We start from the raw sequence: 19,516 nt of genomic DNA, 5'->3' as shown, positions 1-19,516 counted from the left end.
GCGAAAAGACTGTTTCTACATAAGTATAAAAAAATGGAAGTCATGTGGGAAGAATGAGATTTCACCTCACCTCACCTCAACATTTGACATAGAGCTGAAATTTCTTATGTATGAAATAAAAAAACTTGTAGAGAAAAAACTACTTTCTCTACAAGCTGAGAGCCTAAAAAAGGCTATTATTATTCTACATCTAATTCGAATATCGCATCTTTATCAAGGGAGAACATAGGTTTGAAATAGACTTCAATTGGTCCGTCTTCAATTCCATAATGCTCAACACCTTGAAGCTTTTTGCCTGGTTTCAGGCTTCCCAGTGTGTTGTCCAACGCATATAACTCAACTTGGTTACCAGAGCTGTCATAAACTTGGAAATCAGCTCCTACAGGTATTTCTTCATCTCTGTTATTTTCCATTTCGTATTCAATTTTAACTACTTTGTTAGGTTCTGATTCTTCAAATTCATTTCTTTCGTCAGTCAAAGACACCTTAGTTATTGTCACCTTTACATCGCCAACTTCAGCTGTTTCGCCGAGTCCATACTTTTTATCTTCTTTCTTTTCCTTCTTCTCAGCGCTTTCTTTTTCTTTTCCACTGCTGCTTGATGAAGATCCCCCTTCATCGCAAGCGGCTAGTCCAACCGCAAGGCCAAAGGCCAACAGAATAAACAAGTATTTCTTCAAAATATTTCTCTCCTTATGTATTATTATTTATGATTAACACCTAAGTGCTACTCATCATTCATCATAATCTCCCATAACTTACGAAGTTTCCTCAAATCTTTTTCAGGAGTTTTAGGTAATTCTCTATGCCAACGCTTTAATTCAGGATCAATGATGATTTTTTGATAATCCTCTTCATTTCTATTGTCACCGTTGGGATTGCCAGAACGTCCCAACAAATAGTCTGTAGTTACATTTAAAAAATCAGCTAATAAAGAAATGGTTTCAGGATCAGGTTTTCTATCACCTGATTCGTAACGGGAAAGTTGAACATTTGAAATGCCAATAGCGTCAGCTACTGTCTTTTGAGAGTAATCATTTTTCTCTCTTAATAATTTAATCCGATTCCCCAATCTACCCATTTCTTTTTCTTCCCCTTTATATATTTGTTATCATTCTAACATTTACCAAAATGGTAATGAAATATTTTTGCCAAAAAGGTAATAATAGTGTTAATTTTGTTAAAAACCTAATGTAATATACTATGAAAATGTTGCCGAAACGGCAAAAAACTAGGGTGTGAGAGTACAAAGCGTTATTATCTTCTAGAAGTTGGCCGTGGTAAATTATCAGCTGAGACTCCTGTGAGGTTGCAGATCTTTTGGCTGAAAAGAATTTGTAAATCGAAAAAATGATAAAGAGTTTATTTAGGCCTGTGGTGATATGTCAAGATGAGGATTAATTATTTGATTAAGGGCAATTTCTTTTAAAAGGCAATAAAGAAGTAGTTGATTTTTCGGGAAAATTACAAAGGTTATTAAGGGGGGAGAAGTAGGCATGCTTCATCAATACGCTCCTTTCGGCGGGTAAATTTGGCTTGTCCCCCAAACGCACAAAATTTCTTGCTGTTAAGACGAGGGTTCATGCTTCAAAACCTACTGATACTATTGCCCCTAGTAATCACTGTATTTAGGTATCTCCGCTCTTACTGAGTGAGCAAGGCCTGTTCCACTTTCTTCTATTATTATATGATATCTCTGTTTCAATCGGAGAAACCCCATAAAATTCCACTACTTAAACAGAAACTTTACACTGCCTTAACACACCATTAACAAGCGGATGTTAAGTTATATGTAACAAATAAATGGAGGTGGAAAAGTGTTAAAAACACTCTTTGGTTTTTTTTATGGAAAATTCAAGCAGAATCCTGATTACTACGAGGACAGTTTCGAGTTCGATGAGGATCAGTTTTATGAAATAACCGAAGAAGAGTTTGACTACGAATATATGTATTACATGCATTAAATCATAACAGATGGAAAGGTGAAAATATGGTCTTTCGATCAGGGATAATCTTTTTGCTTTTGATGACGCATTTATATATATTATGAGGAATTATTGTAAACATCTCAATGGAGGTGTTTTTTATTTTTTTAAAAAAACCGGTTTTTCCGGGATGAAATAAGAAAACCCTTCGTTTGAAAGGGCTTCTTTTGTATTATAAAAGGGGGTATAAGGTCGATAATCAACCTTATTTTCCATTTTAATGCAAAAAAATGTTAAAAACAATGCGTCCTAAGGTCCATTTTCTGGAATTTTAATTTAAAAAGTAAATAAGCGTAAAAGCAGCTGGTCCTGCCTTTACGCATTCAATTTACCAGTAACGTTTAGGTTTGTTTCCCCATTTCTGGCTATATGGACTTACATTGGACGGGCCAACGTTGGCGGGGCTTACATTAGATGGACCTACATTAGATGGACCTACGTTAGATGGACTTACTTTAGACGGGCATACACAATAATGTTTCTCTGAAACGGAGTTTACCACTGATTGTGTGTGCGGGTAAGAATGCATGTATTTATAAGTTGTGTGGTTTACCTGTGTTGTATGGGAAGGGTGTACCATCGGAATATAGACATCCTGGCCCACATACTCATTCAGCTGTTTCGTAGGACTGGTCTGAGCAGGCATTGTTTTGTCGGGTAATTGTTGTGCAGGCTTCGCCTGTGGGTATCCACATGTGCATTTTTTGTAGCATCCACAAGATTTGTAGTTTCTCATGACAAAATCCTCCTTTTTTAATAATCAAGATCATATCAGTTTTTTAGGGATGGTATTTGAAGGAACTCCTGCTATGTCTAGCTTTGATGCCCAGTAATTAACAGACTTTACATTCTTTTGTAGGAATTGGGCTAAAGCCCTATGAAAGGTTAAGCAATTCCTAATCCGCTTTATGGCTTATTCGAAAAATTCTCGTTCAGCTCGCTACAAAGCTCCATGAATTCCTTCGCTTTCATCATTCCATATATTTGTACGTCGCTAAAACGGGCACTTGTGCTTTCAGGTCCGTATAGTAAATAGTATGTAGGACAACCGTCCAGCGAATGGACAACTACCCAGAAAGTGACAAAATAGGCACTATATTTTTTCGCATAAACTGTTTTTTGTGTGTTTTGCTCAGTAAAAGAAGAAAAAGGATGGCTGAGGGAGGATATCTGTCACAAATTCTTAAAAAATATGTACGGTTTTATGATAATATAGTAGAATAGCAGGAGGGGGAGAGAGCGATGAAACTGGAACCGGCTTTGTTGCAAAAGCAAACATTGAATCTGACGATGACGCAGGAGCTGCAACAGGCGATTACTATATTGCAGTACACCGCCCATGAATTGACAGCTTTTCTTGAAACGAAAGAAATGGATAATCCGCTTATCCAACTTGAGTCACCGATCGTTCGATCTATAGATCCCCGCTACGACAGAGTGAGGAAGAGAAAAGTCACCAATCCTGAAAATGATCAAAAAAAATGGCTTGAGCAAATCGCTGAGCAAACTGAAGGGCTTGCAGATCATTTATTTTCTCAGCTGGTGATGAAAGCGCTGTCTGATTTTCAAGAAAAACTGGTGGAACAATTCATATATAATTTAGATCCAAATGGATATTTGACGATAACGATTGAAGAAGCTGCTGCGATATGCGGGACTTCGATCGACGAAGCAGAAGAAATTTTGCAGCTTGTCCAAAGTCTTGAGCCTGCAGGGGTAGCGGCGAGATCGTTGCAGGAATGCCTTGTATTGCAGGTGGAGAGAAGAAGTGATGCACCTGAATTGGCTATCAAGTTATTGACTGAATATTTCAATGAATTCGCGGAGAAAAAGTGGAAGGTTTTATCTGAAAATCTAAATGTCAGCTTGAAGGAAATTCAGCAGGCGGCTGATTTTATTACGACGCTTGATCCGCGCCCTGGTACTCACTTTGATTACGAGAGGCCTCAATATGTTATTCCGGATTTAATTTTGGAGATCATTGATGGGAAATTAGAATTGCAATTATTTGAAAGACATTTGCCGGCTATTCGTTATCAGGCTGATTATTATAACGAGATGTCCAGCATCGCGGATGATAAGGTGAAACAATACTTGAATGACAAGCGTCAGGATTTTCGCTGGATCATGCGCAGCATCGAACAGAGAAAGCAGACGCTGATGAAAGTCGGCATGGCGATTATTGAAGAACAACAGGACTTTTTCCTAAAAGGTCCCCGCTACCTTAAACCGTTGACATTGAAGGATGTTGCTGAAAAAATAGAAGTGCATGAATCGACTGTGAGCCGGGCGATTAGGGGAAAATATATTCAAACGCCTAGCGGCATGCATGAACTTAAAAAATTCTTTTCCCAAGCACTACAGGTAAATGCGGCTAGCGACGGAGAACAGGCCTCAGCGGGCCAGGCGAAAACCTTGATCAAAGGGCTTATCGATAAAGAGGACAAGAGCAAGCCATTGTCCGATCAGGCGATAGCGAACATGCTGAAAGATAAAGGCCTTACCTTATCAAGGAGGACGGTTGCCAAATATCGGGAACAGTTGCGCATTCCATCATCAACAAAACGTAAACGGTATGAGTAGGAAATGGAGAGGCATATGGAAGTACTGTACTATACGAGAAACAAATGTGAGCTTTGTAATGAAGGGAAACTGCTTTTACAATTACTCCAAGAAGATTACCCTTTTAAAATCATTGAAAAAGATATTGATGACAGTGATGAGCTGACTGAAAGGTTTGGACTGATGATTCCTGTTGTGGAAATTAGCGGTGAGATCGTTCAGTATGGGCGTATTGATTTGCTGGATTTAGAAGACAAACTCAAAGATTATACGAATCGAAAAGACACCTGACTCGACCTTGACCGACAGGTGTCTTTTTCTATGCGTAAATTTAGATGGGAAATATTTTGTTTGAAATTTCAGGTGTCTGCTACGACGTACAGGAAGTACAAGTGCAAGCGAAGCGACAGGACATCACGATCTGAGTCTGTTAAATACTCCCCTAAGCAAGGGCAAGTTACGCGGAAATTTATATAGGAAGAAAGTGATTCTACGGAACAGTATATGAAATATATTCAAGGCAGCTTTTTCACAATGTAATGAAATTAGCAGCTTTGCTGTGATGACTGAGGAGCTTCATCACCAAAATTTAACTCGTGCTTTTCTTAATGCAATCTTAATGAAGTGGTTAGACCCAGCATACTTATGGAGCAGATAGGAATAAGATAAGACAAGGCTATTCGGATATTATTGAGTCAGCCGTGGAAAATAAGCTTGAAGTCCTTGTGATTAATAAGGGAATTTGGATTTGAAAAAATCACCTCAGACATAACAAGCTGTTGTATTGAGGTATAGATGATTTTTTAAAGGGGGACAAAAGCATGTCTGTCAAGATTGGAATCAATGGATTTGGAAGAATTGGAAGAAATGTTTTTCGTTCTGCAATGAAGCACTCTGAAGTGGACATCGTAGCAGTGAATGATTTGACGGACGCAAAGATGCTCGCACACCTTCTCGCATATGATTCTGTGCATGGAAGCCTTGGAGAAGAAGTTGTTGCGGAAGAAGATAAAATCATGGTTGGTGAACAGGAACTGAAGGTATTCGCCGAAAGGGACCCGTCCCTCATTCCTTGGGAAGAACTTGGAGTCGATATCGTGATCGAATCTACCGGACGTTTTACCGAAAGAAATAAGGCAGTCAAGCATTTGGAGGCAGGGGCCAAGAAAGTGATTGTATCGGCTCCGGCAAAGGATGAGGATATTACGATTGTAATGGGTGTAAATGAGAAAAACTACAATCCGTCCAAAGATCATATTATTTCAAATGCCTCCTGCACAACGAATTGTCTTGCTCCGTTTGCCAAAGTGTTGAACGAGAGCTTCGGCATCCGTCGCGGGATGATGACAACAGTCCATTCTTATACAAATGACCAGCAAATTCTTGATTTGCCTCACAAAGATTACCGCAGGGCACGAGCGGCAGCTGAATCAATTATACCGACAACAACAGGTGCAGCTAAAGCCGTTTCCCTGGTTCTTCCGGAATTAAAGGGAAAATTGAATGGGATGGCGATGCGTGTTCCAACTCCAAATGTTTCAGTTGTGGATCTTGTTGTTGAACTGGAAAAGTATGTAACGAGCGATGAGGTGAACCAAGCCTTAAAGTTAGCATCAGAAGGAAATCTGAAGGGCATTTTGGGATACTGTGACAAGCCGCTTGTTTCCCGAGACTATAATGGGGACCCGCATTCTTCCATAATTGACGCACTATCTACAATGGTTTTGGAAGATAATTTGGTCAAGGTTCTGTCTTGGTATGACAATGAGACAGGGTATTCGCATCGGCTTGTTGATTTGGCTGTTTACATCAAAAAAAGAGGAATCTAGTCAAAAAATCAGATTTGGTATTGGATATTCGCCTCTTGGCATCTATAATATAGAGGGGTGTAGAGGAGGGAGCGGGAAAAGAAACCCACTCTCTTATTTTCTGCGTTTAGGAGGAGGCTTACCCAGTGAAGAAAAAATCAATTAGGGATCTGGATGTAAAAGGGAAAAAAGTTTTTTGTCGAGTGGATTTCAATGTTCCAATGAATGACGGAACTATTGCTGATGATACAAGAATTAAGGCGGCACTGCCGACCATCTGCCATTTGGCTGACAATGGAGCAATTATTATTTTAGCCAGCCATATGGGAAGACCAAAAGGTCAAGTAGTGGAAGAGCTCAGATTAGCTCCTGTTGCTAAAAAGCTAGCGGAACTGCTGGGCAGGGATGTCCGTTACTCCGAAGAAGTCATTGGAGAAGACGTGAAAGAACAAGTTTCTGATCTGCAGGAAGGCGACATTCTTCTTCTGGAAAATGTACGATTCCATCCTGGTGAGGAAAAGAACGATGAAGAGTTGGCAAAAGCCTTTGCAGAGCTTGCTGATCTGTATGTGAATGATGCCTTTGGTACTGCGCATCGCGCACATGTCTCAACAGAAGGTGTGGCAAAGCATTTGCCGTCTGCTGCCGGGTTTTTGATTGAAAAAGAGCTTGAGGTGCTAGGAAATGCACTTTCCAGCCCTGCGAGACCTTTTACAGCAATTATTGGCGGTGCCAAAGTAAAAGATAAGATTGGTGTTATTGATAATTTACTTGATAAAGTGGATAATTTAATTATTGGTGGCGGACTCGCATTCACATTTGTTAAAGCCCAGGGCTATGAGATCGGCGATTCCTTATTAGAAGAAGATAAAATTGAGCTTGCCAAAAACTTCATGGAAAAAGCAGAGAGTAAAGGTGTAAAATTTCTTTTGCCGATTGATGCAGTCGTAGCAGATGCTTTTTCTGAGAATGCGAATTATAAAGTTGTTGACATAGAAAGCATCCCGGATGGCTGGCTTGCACTAGATATTGGGCCGAAAACGTCAGAGTTATATAGCCGTGTTATCCGAGAATCCAAGCTCGTTATCTGGAACGGGCCAATGGGCGTATTTGAAATGGATCCATTTGCCCAAGGAACGAAAGCTGTAGCCGAAGCGTTGGCTGAAGCTGACAATACATATTCTATTATCGGCGGAGGAGATTCTGCCAGAGCGGTAGAGCATTTTTCACTCTCTGAGCAAATGGATCATATTTCCACAGGTGGCGGAGCTTCCCTCGAATTTATGGAGGGTAAAGATCTGCCGGGAATTGCGGCGCTCGATGAAGAATAAGAACATTCACCTGTACAGATTGAAAGGATGAAACAACTTGAGAAAACCGATCATTGCGGGCAATTGGAAAATGCATAAAACAATAGAAGAAGCGGTGGATTTTACCGAAAAGTTAAAAGGATTCGTTCCATCGCAGGACCAGGTTGATACAATCATTTGTGCCCCTTTTCTGTTTCTTGACCGCCTAGTGAAGGAAGTTGAAGAATATGATGTGAAAGTCGGCGCACAAACGATGCATTTTGAAGAACAAGGCGCCTATACCGGTGAAGTCAGTCCGGTCGCATTAAAAGGGATCGGTGTTTCTTATGTGATTTTGGGCCATTCCGAGCGACGTGAACTGTATAATGAGACGGATGAATCCGTGAATAAAAAAGTGCTTTCTGCTTTTCAATATGGGTTGATTCCGATTGTTTGCGTTGGGGAATCCCTTGGACAGTGGGAAAAAGGAGAAACGCGTGAGCATGTCGGAAGCCAGGTTACAAAGGCGCTTCAAGGGCTTACAGAGGAGCAGGTAAAGCAGCTTGTCATTGCTTATGAACCTATCTGGGCGATTGGAACAGGAAAATCATCGACAGCTGAAGGGGCGGATGAAGTATGTGGCCATATCCGTCAAGTGATAGAAAACAATTTTTCAAAAGCGGCTGCTGATTCTGTTCGCATTCAATATGGTGGTAGTGTAAAACCGGATAATATTCGTGATTTTATGATCCAGTCAAATATTGACGGAGCGCTTGTCGGAGGGGCAAGTCTGGATCCAAATTCGTTCCTGTCATTACTGGAGGCGTCCATCAATGAGTAAATCACCTACAGCTTTGATTATCCTAGATGGCTTCGGCCTTCGTGAAGAAACAAAGGGAAATGCTGTGGCTCAGGCGAAAAAGCCTAATTTTGACCGTTACTGGAATACTTACCCGCATACAGAGCTTACTGCATGTGGCGAAGCGGTCGGTCTTCCGGAAGGCCAGATGGGAAATTCTGAAGTCGGACATTTGAACATCGGTGCGGGAAGGATTGTTTACCAAAGTTTGACAAGGGTGAATTTAGCAATCCGAGACGGTGAGTTTGAAAAGAACGAAACATTTTTAGAGGCTGTGAAGAATGTAAAAGAGAACGGGAAAAAGCTTCATTTGATGGGGTTGCTTTCTGATGGTGGTGTGCATAGTCATATTGAGCATATGTATGCCCTTCTGAAGCTTGCTGCTGATCAAGATGTGAAAGAAGTATACGTTCATGCCATTTTGGACGGCCGCGATGTTGGGCCGAAAACGGCTGAAATATATATTAAAGCAGCTAAGGAAAAAATGGCTGAATTCGGAGTCGGCAAATTTGCTACTGTATCTGGAAGATTCTATTCTATGGACCGAGATAAACGCTGGGACCGTGTGGAGAAAGCTTATCGGGCAATGGCGTTTGGAGAAGGACCACAATATTCCGACCCTCTGGAAATGATCGAAGACTCATATGCTCATGAAATCTATGATGAATTCATGATTCCTTCAATCATCACAGACGAAGATGGAAAAGCGAATGCTACGATCGAAAGTGGAGACTCCGTCATCTTTTATAATTTCCGTCCGGATCGTGCTATTCAGATTTCCAATGTTTTTACAAATGAGGAATTTCACGGATTCGATCGCGGAGAAGACAGACCGAAGGACTTACACTTTGTTTGCATGACGCATTTTTCTGAAACGGTCAAAGGATATGTTGCATTTAAAACTGTTAATTTGGATAAGACCATTGGCGAAGTAATTTCCAATGCTGATTTAACTCAGCTCCGGATTGCCGAAACAGAGAAGTATCCGCATGTCACCTTTTTCATGAGCGGTGGTAAAGAGGATGAATTTCCAGGGGAAAAGCGGATTCTAATTGATTCTCCCAAAGTGGCAACCTATGATTTGAAGCCAGAAATGAGTGCATATGAAGTAACAGATGCTCTATGTGCTGAGATTGAAGGTGACCGCTTTGATGCCATCATTTTGAACTTTGCAAACCCTGATATGGTTGGACATTCTGGTATGCTTCAGCCGACAATCGATGCCATCGAAGCAGTGGATGAGTGCCTTGGACGGATAGTGGACTTGATTTTGCAAAAAGGCGGTACAGCTATTATCACAGCGGATCATGGAAACTCTGATGAGGTAATTACGCTTGAAGGCTCGCCAATGACAGCTCATACGACAAATCCCGTTCCTGTGATTGTGACAAAGCAAGAAATTCATTTGCGTGACGGCGGTATCCTTGCGGATCTTGCTCCAACGATGCTCGATTTGCTTAATGTTAAAAAGCCGGATGAAATGACTGGTACTAGCTTGATTGATTAAAAAGATGAAGCACTCGTGTATGGGGAAAAAGCATACTAGCGCATATAGAGACGTAAGTCGTCTTAAAGTATTTGCTTCTGAGTTCTATGGAGCTTGGTGGGCAGTAAAAAGACGTGTCCTGTAGTGGGAGGCTCAGAATGCGACGTCCTGTCGCCTCGCTTGCACTCGTACGTCCTTGTACGTCGCAGGCTCAGGGCACCAGATTTTGTCCATTTAAGTTTAACTTCATTCAGCAGTAGTCTCCCACTTCTGTAAGTGGTGAGTTAAAAGCCTATTGGTATTCCATTCAGTGGGGTTCAAACCCCAGCTGAATAAAGTTAAAGCCTTTGCGGATGCTACGAATTTTCAGAGGATATTTATCGAGCGAAGTTCGATAAAATCTGGGCGTAAATACGTCAAAGCGCATTTGATTATAGCAAAATCATTTTAATAACAAGGAGAGATTTCGATGCCATTCATAGCTAATGTGTATGCAAGAGAAGTACTGGATTCCCGTGGAAATCCAACAGTGGAAGTAGAGGTTATCACTGAATCAGGAGGATTTGGTCGCGCACTTGTACCGAGCGGTGCATCTACTGGAGAATATGAAGCAGTAGAACTGAGAGATGGGGATTCAAGCCGTTACCTTGGCAAAGGTGTGGAAAAAGCTGTTGAGCATGTAAACGAAGTGATCGCAGAAGAAATCATTGGTATGGACGTCACTGACCAAGTTGGCATTGACAAAGCGATGATTGAGCTTGACGGCACTAGTAATAAAGGAAAGCTTGGTGCAAATGCTATCCTTGGTATTTCCATGGCTACTGCCCGTGCGGCGGCTGATTTGCTTGGTCTTGAGCTTTATCAATACTTGGGTGGATTCAATTCAAAACAGCTTCCGGTCCCAATGATGAACATCTTAAATGGCGGAGAGCATGCTGATAATAATGTGGATATCCAAGAGTTCATGGTTATGCCTGTCGGAGCACCAAGCTTTAAAGAAGCGCTTCGCATTGGTGCGGAAATTTTCCATAACTTGAAAGCAGTATTGAAGGAAAAAGGCTTGAATACGGCTGTTGGTGATGAGGGGGGCTTTGCACCGAACTTGAAATCCAACGAAGAAGCTTTGGAAACTTTGATGGCAGCGATTGAAAAGGCAGGCTATAAACCTGGAGAAGAAATCAAACTTGCAATGGATGTCGCTTCTTCTGAGCTTTATAAGAAAGAAGATGGAAAGTACCATTTAAGCGGCGAAGGTGTAGTGAGAACATCTGAAGAAATGGTTGACTGGTACGAAGAGCTTGTTAATAAGTATCCAATTATTTCTATTGAAGATGGGTTGGATGAAAATGACTGGGAAGGCCACAAATTGCTGACTGAGCGGATCGGTTCCAAAGTTCAGCTTGTAGGTGACGACCTTTTTGTTACAAATACTGAAAAGCTTGCTCAAGGAATCGAGCAGGGGGTCGGCAACTCCATTTTAATCAAAGTAAACCAAATCGGTACTTTGACAGAAACCTTTGATGCCATTGAAATGGCTAAGCGTGCGGGCTATACTGCGGTTATCTCTCACCGTTCCGGTGAGACGGAAGACAGCACAATTGCTGATATCGCAGTAGCTACGAATGCTGGTCAGATCAAAACAGGTGCTCCGTCCAGAACAGACCGTGTGGCGAAGTACAACCAGCTTCTTCGCATTGAAGATACATTAGGAGATACAGCTATCTATCCTGGATTGAATGCTTTTTATAATGTGAAATAATTATTCAGCCCCTCTTGTCCAGGGGGGCTGTTTATGCTACATTTAAATTATTGTTAGGGCATGGAGGTGTGTCACTCAGTGCATACGTTAGCTATTACGTTGTTGATTATTGTGTCGATCGCTTTAATTATTATTGTTTTATTGCAATCTGGAAAAAGCGCCGGTCTTTCAGGAGCAATTTCCGGTGGGGCGGAGCAGCTTTTCGGAAAGCAGAAAGCCCGCGGAATGGACCTTGTCCTGAACCGAATCACTATTATTTTATCCGTACTGTTTTTTATTCTTACTTTGGCTGTCGCCTATTTTGAAGTTTAATATGGATGTAGAACCTGGTTCGTGAGGGCCGGGTTTTTTATTTTTTTTTTGAAAGCTGCTAGAACTTAAAATGAAAATAAGCACATAACTTCAGTATCTTCTGCTCGAATGTAAATGAACAGTTTTTTATTCTTTGTTTACTCAGTGTTTATCATTGGATTGATGGACATAGTTTGCTTAGAATAGGGTAAACAGATTATAGAGGCATGGACAAAAAGGAGATCGATGGGATGAGAATCAAAGCTCCTGAACCTTTCATTTTTAGATCAGGAAAAAGAGCTGTGCTATTGCTTCACGGTTTTACAGGAAATACAGCCGATGTCAGGATATTGGGGAGATTTTTGGAAAAGAATGGGTATACATGCCATGCTCCGCAATATAAAGGGCACGGGGTTCCACCTGAAGAGCTAGTCCATACTGGGCCGAGCGACTGGTGGAAAGATGTCATGGATGGATATGAGTTTCTAAAAAATCAGGGATATGAGGAAATTGCTGTTGCAGGATTATCTCTAGGCGGAGTATTTTCCCTTAAATTAGGCTACACTGTTCCTGTAAAAGGAATTGTTCCAATGTGTGCACCAATGTACATAAAAAGCGAGGAAGTCATGTACCGGGGAATACTGAACTATGCAAGAGAATTTAAACAGTTCGAAGGAAAGTCTAAAGAGCAGATAGATATGGAAATGCATGAATTTGAAAAAACACCGATGAACACTTTAAAAGCATTACAACAGCTGATTGCGGATGTCTGTGATCAAGTGGATATGATTTATGCTCCGCTTTTTGTTGTGCAGGCAAGGCATGATCATATGATTAATCCGGACAGTGCCAATATTATTTACAATCAAGCAGAATCCATTGAAAAGGATTTGAAGTGGTACGAGCATTCCGGTCATGTCATCACATTGGGAGAGGAAAAGGAACAACTCCATGAGGATATCCTGCACTTTTTGGAACGACTTGATTGGACAGTATAGGAGAGAGGAGGAGTAAAATGGACGAAAACATTCAGCGCTATACCGATCAAATTTTAACATATATGAAGGATGAAGTGTATAAGCCGCTTACTGTTAAAGAGCTAGAAGAAGAGTTCAAAATTGAAGGGTCAGAAAACTTTAAGGACTTTGTCAAAGCGCTTGTAATGATGGAGGAAAAAGGGCTGATTGTCCGGACAAGAAGCAATCGGTACGGTGTACCGGAAAAAATGAACCTTGTTAGGGGATCTCTGTCCGGGAATGCGAAAGGCTTTGCTTTCCTTTTGCCGGATGAGCCAGGAATGGATGATATTTTTATCCCGCCGCATGAAATCAACGGAGCTATGAATGGAGACAAGGTTCTCGTAAGGGTTTCACCATTAACTGGGGGAGCAAGACGAGAAGGAGCGGTTATTAGGATTTTGGAGCGCAGCACTGTTCAGGTCGTTGGCACCTATAGCGAAAGCAAATATTTTGGTTTTGTCATTCCAGATGATAAAAAAATAGTAGATGATATTTTTATCCCGAAAAATGCCAGCATGGGAGCGGTTGATGGACATAAAGTGATCGCTAAGATTACCACATATCCTGAGAACCGTAAAAATGCAGAGGGTGAAGTCGTTCAAATACTTGGGCATAAAAATGATCCGGGTGTGGATATTTTATCTATTATCTATAAGCATGATTTGCCGCTTGCTTTTCCTGATGAAGTGATGGAACAGGCTAATAATGTGCCGGAAGCGATCGATGAAAATGATATTGGGGACCGCCGTGATCTGCGTGCTGAAACGATTGTGACAATTGATGGTGCGGATGCTAAGGATCTAGATGATGCGGTAACAGTTTCTAAATTGGAAAATGGTAATTATAAGCTTGGAGTCCATATTGCCGATGTAAGTCATTATGTGACAGAAGGATCACCGATTGACCGGGAAGCTTTTGATCGGGGGACAAGCGTCTATTTGGTGGATCGGGTGATTCCTATGATCCCTCACAGACTGTCGAATGGAATTTGTTCCCTTAACCCCAAGGTGGATCGTTTTACATTATCGTGTGAAATGGAATTGAGTGCCCGCGGTGAAGTCGTCAGTCATGAAATTTTTCCGTCCGTTATTAAGACGACTGAAAGGATGACCTACTCGGACGTAAATAAAATTTTGCTCGATAAAGATCAGGTTTTAAGAAAAAAATATGAGCCGCTCGTTCCAATGTTTGAATTGATGGAAGAACTGCAAGGGATTCTTCAGAAAAAGCGGATGAAACGCGGGGCTATTGATTTTGATTTTAAAGAAGCGAAAGTAATCGTAGAAGAAGATGGCAAGCCAGTGGATGTTATTATACGCGAGAGATCGATTGGTGAGAGAATTATTGAGGAATTCATGTTGGCTGCGAATGAAACGGTTGCTGAACATTTCCATTGGATGGAAGTACCGTTCCTATACCGTATTCATGAAGACCCCAAAGAGGAGAAGCTCCAGAGGTTCTTCGAATTTATCACGAATTTCAATCTCATTGTAAGAGGGGCGGCTAATACAGTTCATCCGCGGGCGCTTCAGGAAATCTTGGAATCTGTTCACGGCAAGCCAGAAGAGCTAGTCGTTTCTACTGTCATGCTTCGTTCAATGCAACAAGCAAAATATTTTCCGGAAAGCATTGGGCATTTCGGTTTATCAACAAAATATTATACACATTTCACTTCACCGATCAGGCGTTATCCGGACCTCATTGTCCATAGATTGATCAGAGAATATTTGTTTGAAGGGAAAGTGGATCCACAGACCCGTGAAAAATGGAATGCAAAGCTTGATGAGATTGCTCAGCATACATCCCAAAGGGAACGCCGTGCCGTGGATGCTGAAAGGGATACGGACGAACTGAAAAAGGCGGAGTATATGGAAGACAAGATTGGAGAAGAATTTGATGGAATCATCAGTTCTGCGACCAACTTCGGTCTCTTTATTGAACTTCCGAATACAATAGAGGGCCTTGTCCATGTCAGCTATATGACGGATGATTACTATCATTATGATGAACGCCAATTTGCCTTAATTGGTGAGCGGACCGGGAATGTGTATCGAATCGGTGATGAAGTCACAGTCCGCGTAATCAATGTCAACAAAGACGAGCACTCCATTGATTTTGAGATTGCCGGCATGAAGGGTAGAAAAAATCGTGCAGATGATACTAATCAAAAGAAAATCGTCAAATTGAAGGACAGCGGCGGGAAAAAGCAAAAAGGACCTCAGGGAAATAGCGATGATGAGGAATGGACGACCAGGAAGCCGCGAAAGAAAAAGTCCTACGACAATAAACCCGCAAATGTAAGAAACGGAAAGCGCGGAAAAAGGCGATAAGGTTAGAAGATGACGCTTCTAACCTTTTTTTCTTTCACATGTTATAATGATTAATCATGAAGAGTGACAAGGGGGGAAGTACAAATGGCGAAGCAAGAAGGAAAGCTGGTCGCGCAAAACAGAAAGGCGAACCATGATTATTTTATTGAGGATACATATGAAGCTGGAATTGTTTTACAGGGAACGGAAATCAAATCGATTCGTGCGGGAAGAGTCAATTTGAAGGATTCGTTTGCCCGTATCCAAAACGGAGAAGTTTTTATCCACAATATGCACATTAGTCCGTATGAACACGGCAACCGATATAATCATGATCCAATCCGGACAAGAAAATTGCTGTTGCACCGAAAACAAATTAATAAGCTCATTGGCGAAACGAAGGAATCAGGATATACGCTTGTACCGCTAAAAATCTATTTGAAAAACGGATTTGCAAAAATGCTGATTGGTCTCGGAAAAGGGAAAAAGCAATACGATAAACGTGAAGATTTAAAAAGGAAAGAAGCAAAACGTGATATCGAAAGAGCATTTCGTGATCGCCAAAAAATGTAATCCAACTGAATCGAATATCAAGATACCCCCTGATGAAAAAACATTCTCAAACATATATGGGAATGTTTTTTTATTTGAAATTTTAAGCTGTATTCCATTTTTTTTCGAAAACAGACACACATTTACTTTCGAAACCCAAGAAATGTGCGATTTTCTGGTTTATTGTGCGAAAATCGAGATTATTGTGCGATTTTTCGATTTATCGTGCGAAAAATGAAATTATCGAGCGACCTCTTTTTTCAATCCACTAGTACATCGTGAATAAATGGAAAAATAAAAATATTGACAAATAAATATATAAACAATAATATTATGTTTATAATACGTTCGTGAAATAAAGGTAATATAAAAAGAATGGAGGATCTTACAATTGAAATGGATCAGTCAAAAAATGTCTGTCAGTCCACGTTGTTCTTTTTGCGAGTCAGAAGATGTAAGTAGGATGGCGTCCTTTGGCACAGCGCAGCTCGTATCCCAATATTACTGCAACAATTGTCGCAGTGTCTTTGAGTTTATTAGATGGCAAAAGGCAGATTGAACATAATAATGCAGCTTTACAGAAAGGAAGAAAGGATGACAGTGCAACCAGAAGTCAAAAAGGAAAATGTAACGGTAGTAGCAGTAGAGTTTCAGTATTGTTTTTCATCAGAAATCTCCTACTTTTGTAAGAGGGTTCAAACCCCGGCTCAATAAAGTTAAGGCCTCTGGTGGATGCCACAGAGCTTAGCTCGATAAGATTTGGGCGCAAAATACCCCAAGGAGAATTTGATTAATTTAAAATGTTATAATTAAGGAAGTGAAAAAATATGAAATAAGATGGTGAAAAGATGAAGCCCAGGGGACTAATGTTTACACTTTTTGGCGAATACATCCAACATTATGGAGGAGAAATTTGGATCGGCAGTATGATACGGCTCATGTCACATTTCGGTCTTTCTGAATCATCTTGTAGAGGGGCAACCTTGCGGATGGTGCAGCAGGGATTTTTTCAATCAAGGAAAATTGGGAATAAAAGCTATTATTCATTAACGAATAAAGGAAAAAGGAGTATGCTAGACGGTGTTTCAAGAGTCTACACGACACCGAGCAATAATTGGGATGGTTTTTGGCGCATCTATACTTATTCTGTTCCAGAGGAAATGAGAGAAGTAAGGAATCAATTGCGCAAAGAATTGATGTGGTTAGGGTTTGGACCAATATCGAATAGTGTATGGGCAACTCCGAATCCTCTTGAAAAGCAAGTGATGGAAATGGTCAATGAACATCATTTAAATGATTATGGAATCCTGTTTACTTCAAGTTCATTTGTCTCACACGATAATCAAGAGATTATTAATAAAGGGTGGGATATGAAAAAGATTGAAAGTAAACATCTAGAATTCATGAATAAGTATGATGAAAAGTATGAGAAGATTAAGGAATCCGCTTGGCACAACTCATTAACGGATGAGCAATGTTTTATCATCCGGACTGAGGTTGTCCATGAATATCGAAAGTTCCTATTTTTTGATCCGAATTTTCCGGTAGATTTACTCCCAAAAGACTGGATCGGATTTAAAGCGAGAGAGTTGTTTTTTAATATACATCAGTTGATCGCCATTCCGGCTATCAGATATTTTGAGTCTAATTTTGAGCAGGCTCCGGATACAAATCCAGTTTTTGACCGCAATCGTGCAATTGATCCATTCATAGGTAGCATTGAATAGATAGGAGGCAGAAATAAGATGAGTTTTATTACATTCCATGTGACAGATAAAATTGCTTAAAACGGCCACCTATAAATATTTTAAATATTCAAATGATGATTGGAATCTCCGATGCTCTATTAAATATTCGGGAGGCAAAAGGTTTGCATGCATTAGTCATTCGTGCGGAAGGTAAAGCATTCTCTGCAGGGGCATCTGTGGAAGATCATATGGGTGACAAAGCTGAACCTATGCTTCATGCTTTTCATAAGATGTTCCATCTTCTGATTGAAATCCCTTGTCCAACGGTTGCAGTGGTGGAGGGACCTGCGTTGGGTGGCGGATGTGAGCTGGCAACTTTCTGTGATATTGTGTATGCAACCGAAAAAGCAGAATTTGGACAGCCTGAAATCAATTTAGGGCTATTTCCCCCAGTTTCTGTTGTGGCATTTCCTTGGATCACCGGACTGAACCGGACGATGGAGTTATTGTTAACCGGTGAAACGATCGATGTTCAAAAAGCATTTGAATGGGGATTTGTGAATCGAGTAGTTCCCTCTTATGAATTGGAAGGGGCTCTTTCAGAACTTCTACAAAAGTTGAAAAGCAAGAGCGCTTTGGCTCTTTCTTTAACGAGAAAGACAATCAGAGAAGCTTTGTCTGTTCATTTTGCCGAGGCGATTGGTAAAGTGGAACAAGTTTACTTTCGAGATTTGATTCCTTCTAAAGATGCCCAAGAAGGTCTGAGCTCTTTTATAGAAAAGAGAGAACCGATCTGGATAAACGCATAGGAGGCAAAAATGTGTATATTCAACAAATAGAAGATCAGATCTATAGGATAGCAATACCTATTCCTTTTCCGATGAAGTATGTCTACTGCTATCTTTTTAAGGATGAGGACGGTTGGGCTGTTGTTGATACAGGGTTCAATTATCCGGAAGCTATTAAAGTATGGGAGATGGTGTTTTCTAAGCTTTCTATCAAAACCACCTCTATCCATTCTATTTATTTAACCCATTATCACCCAGACCATTCGGGATTAGCAGGATGGATGCAGACACAGACAGGTGCATCTGTCTATATGAGTAGGATAGACATTCAATCGTTTCACCGGGCTTTTAGGGAGTCAAAATTGATGGTCGAGGGGTTTGCGGATGCTTGTGTTGAACATGGGATGCCTCGTAATCTTGCAGAGCAGGTAGAGCGGCAATTTATAAAAATGGGAGATCATGTCCTACCCTTACCGGAATTCACTATCCTTGAAGATGGAAGAGTGCGATTGAGTGGAGAAGATTGGGATGTTATTTCAACTCCCGGACATAGCGATGGCATGGTTTGTTTTTACCAGCCTAAAAAACAGCTACTTTTGGCGGCAGATCATGTACTAGATAAAATCACACCTAATATCGGTTTATGGCCATACGGCAGTCAAAATCCTCTTGAGGATTATTTACAATCCTTAAAAAAAATAAGTTCATTAGAGGTGCAAATGGCACTTCCTGCCCACGGAAAAATAATCAACGACCTGTCAGCACGGATTAAGGAAATCAATTTTCATCATGAGGAAAGATTGAATGAAATGTTTCAACTGACAAAGGATGGAAAGACTGCCTATGAAACAGCGGTTGAAGTGTTTAAACACAGGGAGTTAAATTCCCATCAATGGAGATTTGCACTTGCCGAAACTCTTGCGCATTTGGAATACCTTCATAAATGCGGAAAGCTGATAAAATCTGAAGATAAAATAATACAGTATCATGCCAATCAATTTGTAAACGCATAACTTTTGTTATGTGTTTTTTTTGGTGCTGATGACAGTAAGCCCCCAATCAAACAACGCATATTTTTATGCAGCCCCTCTTAGTATGATCAATGTATCAACTGAAGGAGG

The 19,516-nt window shown here is 40.8% G+C and carries 18 protein-coding genes and 1 pseudogene; 16 read left to right on the top strand and 3 right to left on the bottom strand.

Features of this window, described 5'->3' with window-relative positions:
- Nucleotides 1-179 precede the first annotated feature (179 nt).
- The gene (locus tag H9631_RS15690; protein ID WP_191814436.1) at nucleotides 180-680 is read right to left on the bottom strand and encodes a DUF5067 domain-containing protein; all 501 of its coding nucleotides are present in this window, start codon (nucleotides 678-680) and stop codon (nucleotides 180-182) included.
- A 47-nt stretch (nucleotides 681-727) separates the two neighbouring features.
- Entirely contained in the window at nucleotides 728-1,081 is a 354-nt protein-coding gene (locus H9631_RS15685) for a helix-turn-helix domain-containing protein (RefSeq protein ID WP_191814434.1), read from the bottom strand.
- A gap of 736 nt (nucleotides 1,082-1,817) precedes the next feature.
- Here H9631_RS15685 and H9631_RS15680 point away from each other — a divergent pair.
- Nucleotides 1,818-1,964: a hypothetical protein gene (locus tag H9631_RS15680; protein ID WP_191814432.1), complete on the top strand. Its 147-nt coding sequence runs from the start codon at nucleotides 1,818-1,820 to the stop codon at nucleotides 1,962-1,964.
- A gap of 349 nt (nucleotides 1,965-2,313) precedes the next feature.
- Here the strand turns inward: H9631_RS15680 and H9631_RS15675 are convergent, their stop codons facing one another.
- The gene (locus H9631_RS15675) at nucleotides 2,314-2,631 is read right to left on the bottom strand and encodes a CotD family spore coat protein (RefSeq protein ID WP_225221094.1); all 318 of its coding nucleotides are present in this window, start codon (nucleotides 2,629-2,631) and stop codon (nucleotides 2,314-2,316) included.
- 596 nt (nucleotides 2,632-3,227) lie between these two features.
- Here H9631_RS15675 and rpoN point away from each other — a divergent pair.
- From rpoN to H9631_RS15605, 15 genes and pseudogenes are all read left to right on the top strand, one after another.
- On the top strand, nucleotides 3,228-4,568 hold the full coding sequence (rpoN, locus tag H9631_RS15670) for an RNA polymerase factor sigma-54 (RefSeq protein ID WP_191814428.1): 1,341 nt from the start codon (nucleotides 3,228-3,230) through the stop codon (nucleotides 4,566-4,568).
- A 15-nt stretch (nucleotides 4,569-4,583) separates the two neighbouring features.
- Entirely contained in the window at nucleotides 4,584-4,838 is a 255-nt protein-coding gene (locus tag H9631_RS15665; RefSeq protein ID WP_191814425.1) for a glutaredoxin family protein, read from the top strand.
- A 530-nt stretch (nucleotides 4,839-5,368) separates the two neighbouring features.
- Nucleotides 5,369-6,376, top strand: coding sequence for a type I glyceraldehyde-3-phosphate dehydrogenase (gene gap / locus H9631_RS15660; RefSeq protein WP_191814423.1), 1,008 nt, complete (start codon nucleotides 5,369-5,371; stop codon nucleotides 6,374-6,376).
- A 125-nt stretch (nucleotides 6,377-6,501) separates the two neighbouring features.
- Nucleotides 6,502-7,686 carry a phosphoglycerate kinase gene (locus H9631_RS15655; protein WP_191814421.1) on the top strand — a complete coding sequence of 395 codons (1,185 nt, stop codon included), beginning with the start codon at nucleotides 6,502-6,504 and terminating at the stop codon, nucleotides 7,684-7,686.
- A 37-nt stretch (nucleotides 7,687-7,723) separates the two neighbouring features.
- The gene (gene tpiA / locus H9631_RS15650; protein WP_191814419.1) at nucleotides 7,724-8,485 is read left to right on the top strand and encodes a triose-phosphate isomerase; all 762 of its coding nucleotides are present in this window, start codon (nucleotides 7,724-7,726) and stop codon (nucleotides 8,483-8,485) included.
- Nucleotides 8,478-10,010: a 2,3-bisphosphoglycerate-independent phosphoglycerate mutase gene (gene gpmI, locus H9631_RS15645; RefSeq protein ID WP_191814417.1), complete on the top strand. Its 1,533-nt coding sequence runs from the start codon at nucleotides 8,478-8,480 to the stop codon at nucleotides 10,008-10,010. The genes tpiA and gpmI overlap by 8 nt, the downstream gene beginning before the upstream one ends.
- Nucleotides 10,011-10,458: 448 nt before the next feature.
- The gene (gene eno / locus H9631_RS15640) at nucleotides 10,459-11,748 is read left to right on the top strand and encodes a phosphopyruvate hydratase (RefSeq protein WP_191814415.1); all 1,290 of its coding nucleotides are present in this window, start codon (nucleotides 10,459-10,461) and stop codon (nucleotides 11,746-11,748) included.
- A gap of 78 nt (nucleotides 11,749-11,826) precedes the next feature.
- The gene (secG, locus tag H9631_RS15635) at nucleotides 11,827-12,060 is read left to right on the top strand and encodes a preprotein translocase subunit SecG (protein ID WP_120115949.1); all 234 of its coding nucleotides are present in this window, start codon (nucleotides 11,827-11,829) and stop codon (nucleotides 12,058-12,060) included.
- 230 nt (nucleotides 12,061-12,290) lie between these two features.
- Nucleotides 12,291-13,037, top strand: coding sequence for an alpha/beta hydrolase (locus H9631_RS15630; protein WP_191814413.1), 747 nt, complete (start codon nucleotides 12,291-12,293; stop codon nucleotides 13,035-13,037).
- A 17-nt stretch (nucleotides 13,038-13,054) separates the two neighbouring features.
- On the top strand, nucleotides 13,055-15,388 hold the full coding sequence (gene rnr, locus H9631_RS15625; RefSeq protein WP_191814411.1) for a ribonuclease R: 2,334 nt from the start codon (nucleotides 13,055-13,057) through the stop codon (nucleotides 15,386-15,388).
- Nucleotides 15,389-15,472: 84 nt separating this feature from the next.
- Nucleotides 15,473-15,940, top strand: coding sequence for an SsrA-binding protein SmpB (gene smpB / locus H9631_RS15620; protein ID WP_191814409.1), 468 nt, complete (start codon nucleotides 15,473-15,475; stop codon nucleotides 15,938-15,940).
- Between the two features lie 391 nt (nucleotides 15,941-16,331).
- Entirely contained in the window at nucleotides 16,332-16,478 is a 147-nt protein-coding gene (locus H9631_RS22980) for a PaaD-like zinc ribbon domain-containing protein (RefSeq protein ID WP_449727657.1), read from the top strand.
- A gap of 289 nt (nucleotides 16,479-16,767) precedes the next feature.
- The gene (locus H9631_RS15615; RefSeq protein WP_191814407.1) at nucleotides 16,768-17,646 is read left to right on the top strand and encodes a PaaX family transcriptional regulator; all 879 of its coding nucleotides are present in this window, start codon (nucleotides 16,768-16,770) and stop codon (nucleotides 17,644-17,646) included.
- 68 nt (nucleotides 17,647-17,714) lie between these two features.
- Nucleotides 17,715-18,416: pseudogene (locus H9631_RS15610) on the top strand (enoyl-CoA hydratase/isomerase family protein); the annotation flags it as partial.
- Between the two features lie 11 nt (nucleotides 18,417-18,427).
- Nucleotides 18,428-19,408 carry an MBL fold metallo-hydrolase gene (locus H9631_RS15605; protein WP_318246821.1) on the top strand — a complete coding sequence of 327 codons (981 nt, stop codon included), beginning with the start codon at nucleotides 18,428-18,430 and terminating at the stop codon, nucleotides 19,406-19,408.
- The last annotated feature ends 108 nt before the right edge of the window (nucleotides 19,409-19,516 follow it).

It is taken from the genome of Bacillus norwichensis (assembly GCF_014836955.1).
In the GTDB taxonomy this organism is placed as follows: Bacteria; Bacillota; Bacilli; order Bacillales; family Bacillaceae_C; genus Siminovitchia; species Siminovitchia norwichensis.
Note: the sequence above shows the minus strand (reverse complement) of the source record. Positions and strands in the feature narration are given on the sequence as shown.

What these genes read in the sequence shown, in the direction of transcription:
- H9631_RS15615 (WP_191814407.1), top strand. Translation starts at nt 16,768, where the DNA reads ATGAAGCCCAGGGGACTAATGTTTACACTTTTTGGCGAATACATCCAA.
- eno (WP_191814415.1), top strand. Translation starts at nt 10,459, where the DNA reads ATGCCATTCATAGCTAATGTGTATGCAAGAGAAGTACTGGATTCCCGT.
- H9631_RS15685 (WP_191814434.1), bottom strand. Translation starts at nt 1,081, where the DNA reads ATGGGTAGATTGGGGAATCGGATTAAATTATTAAGAGAGAAAAATGAT.
- rnr (WP_191814411.1), top strand. Translation starts at nt 13,055, where the DNA reads ATGGACGAAAACATTCAGCGCTATACCGATCAAATTTTAACATATATG.
- gpmI (WP_191814417.1), top strand. Translation starts at nt 8,478, where the DNA reads ATGAGTAAATCACCTACAGCTTTGATTATCCTAGATGGCTTCGGCCTT.
- H9631_RS15665 (WP_191814425.1), top strand. Translation starts at nt 4,584, where the DNA reads ATGGAAGTACTGTACTATACGAGAAACAAATGTGAGCTTTGTAATGAA.
- H9631_RS15675 (WP_225221094.1), bottom strand. Translation starts at nt 2,631, where the DNA reads ATGCCTGCTCAGACCAGTCCTACGAAACAGCTGAATGAGTATGTGGGC.
- H9631_RS15630 (WP_191814413.1), top strand. Translation starts at nt 12,291, where the DNA reads ATGAGAATCAAAGCTCCTGAACCTTTCATTTTTAGATCAGGAAAAAGA.
- smpB (WP_191814409.1), top strand. Translation starts at nt 15,473, where the DNA reads ATGGCGAAGCAAGAAGGAAAGCTGGTCGCGCAAAACAGAAAGGCGAAC.
- rpoN (WP_191814428.1), top strand. Translation starts at nt 3,228, where the DNA reads ATGAAACTGGAACCGGCTTTGTTGCAAAAGCAAACATTGAATCTGACG.
- H9631_RS22980 (WP_449727657.1), top strand. Translation starts at nt 16,332, where the DNA reads ATGTCTGTCAGTCCACGTTGTTCTTTTTGCGAGTCAGAAGATGTAAGT.
- gap (WP_191814423.1), top strand. Translation starts at nt 5,369, where the DNA reads ATGTCTGTCAAGATTGGAATCAATGGATTTGGAAGAATTGGAAGAAAT.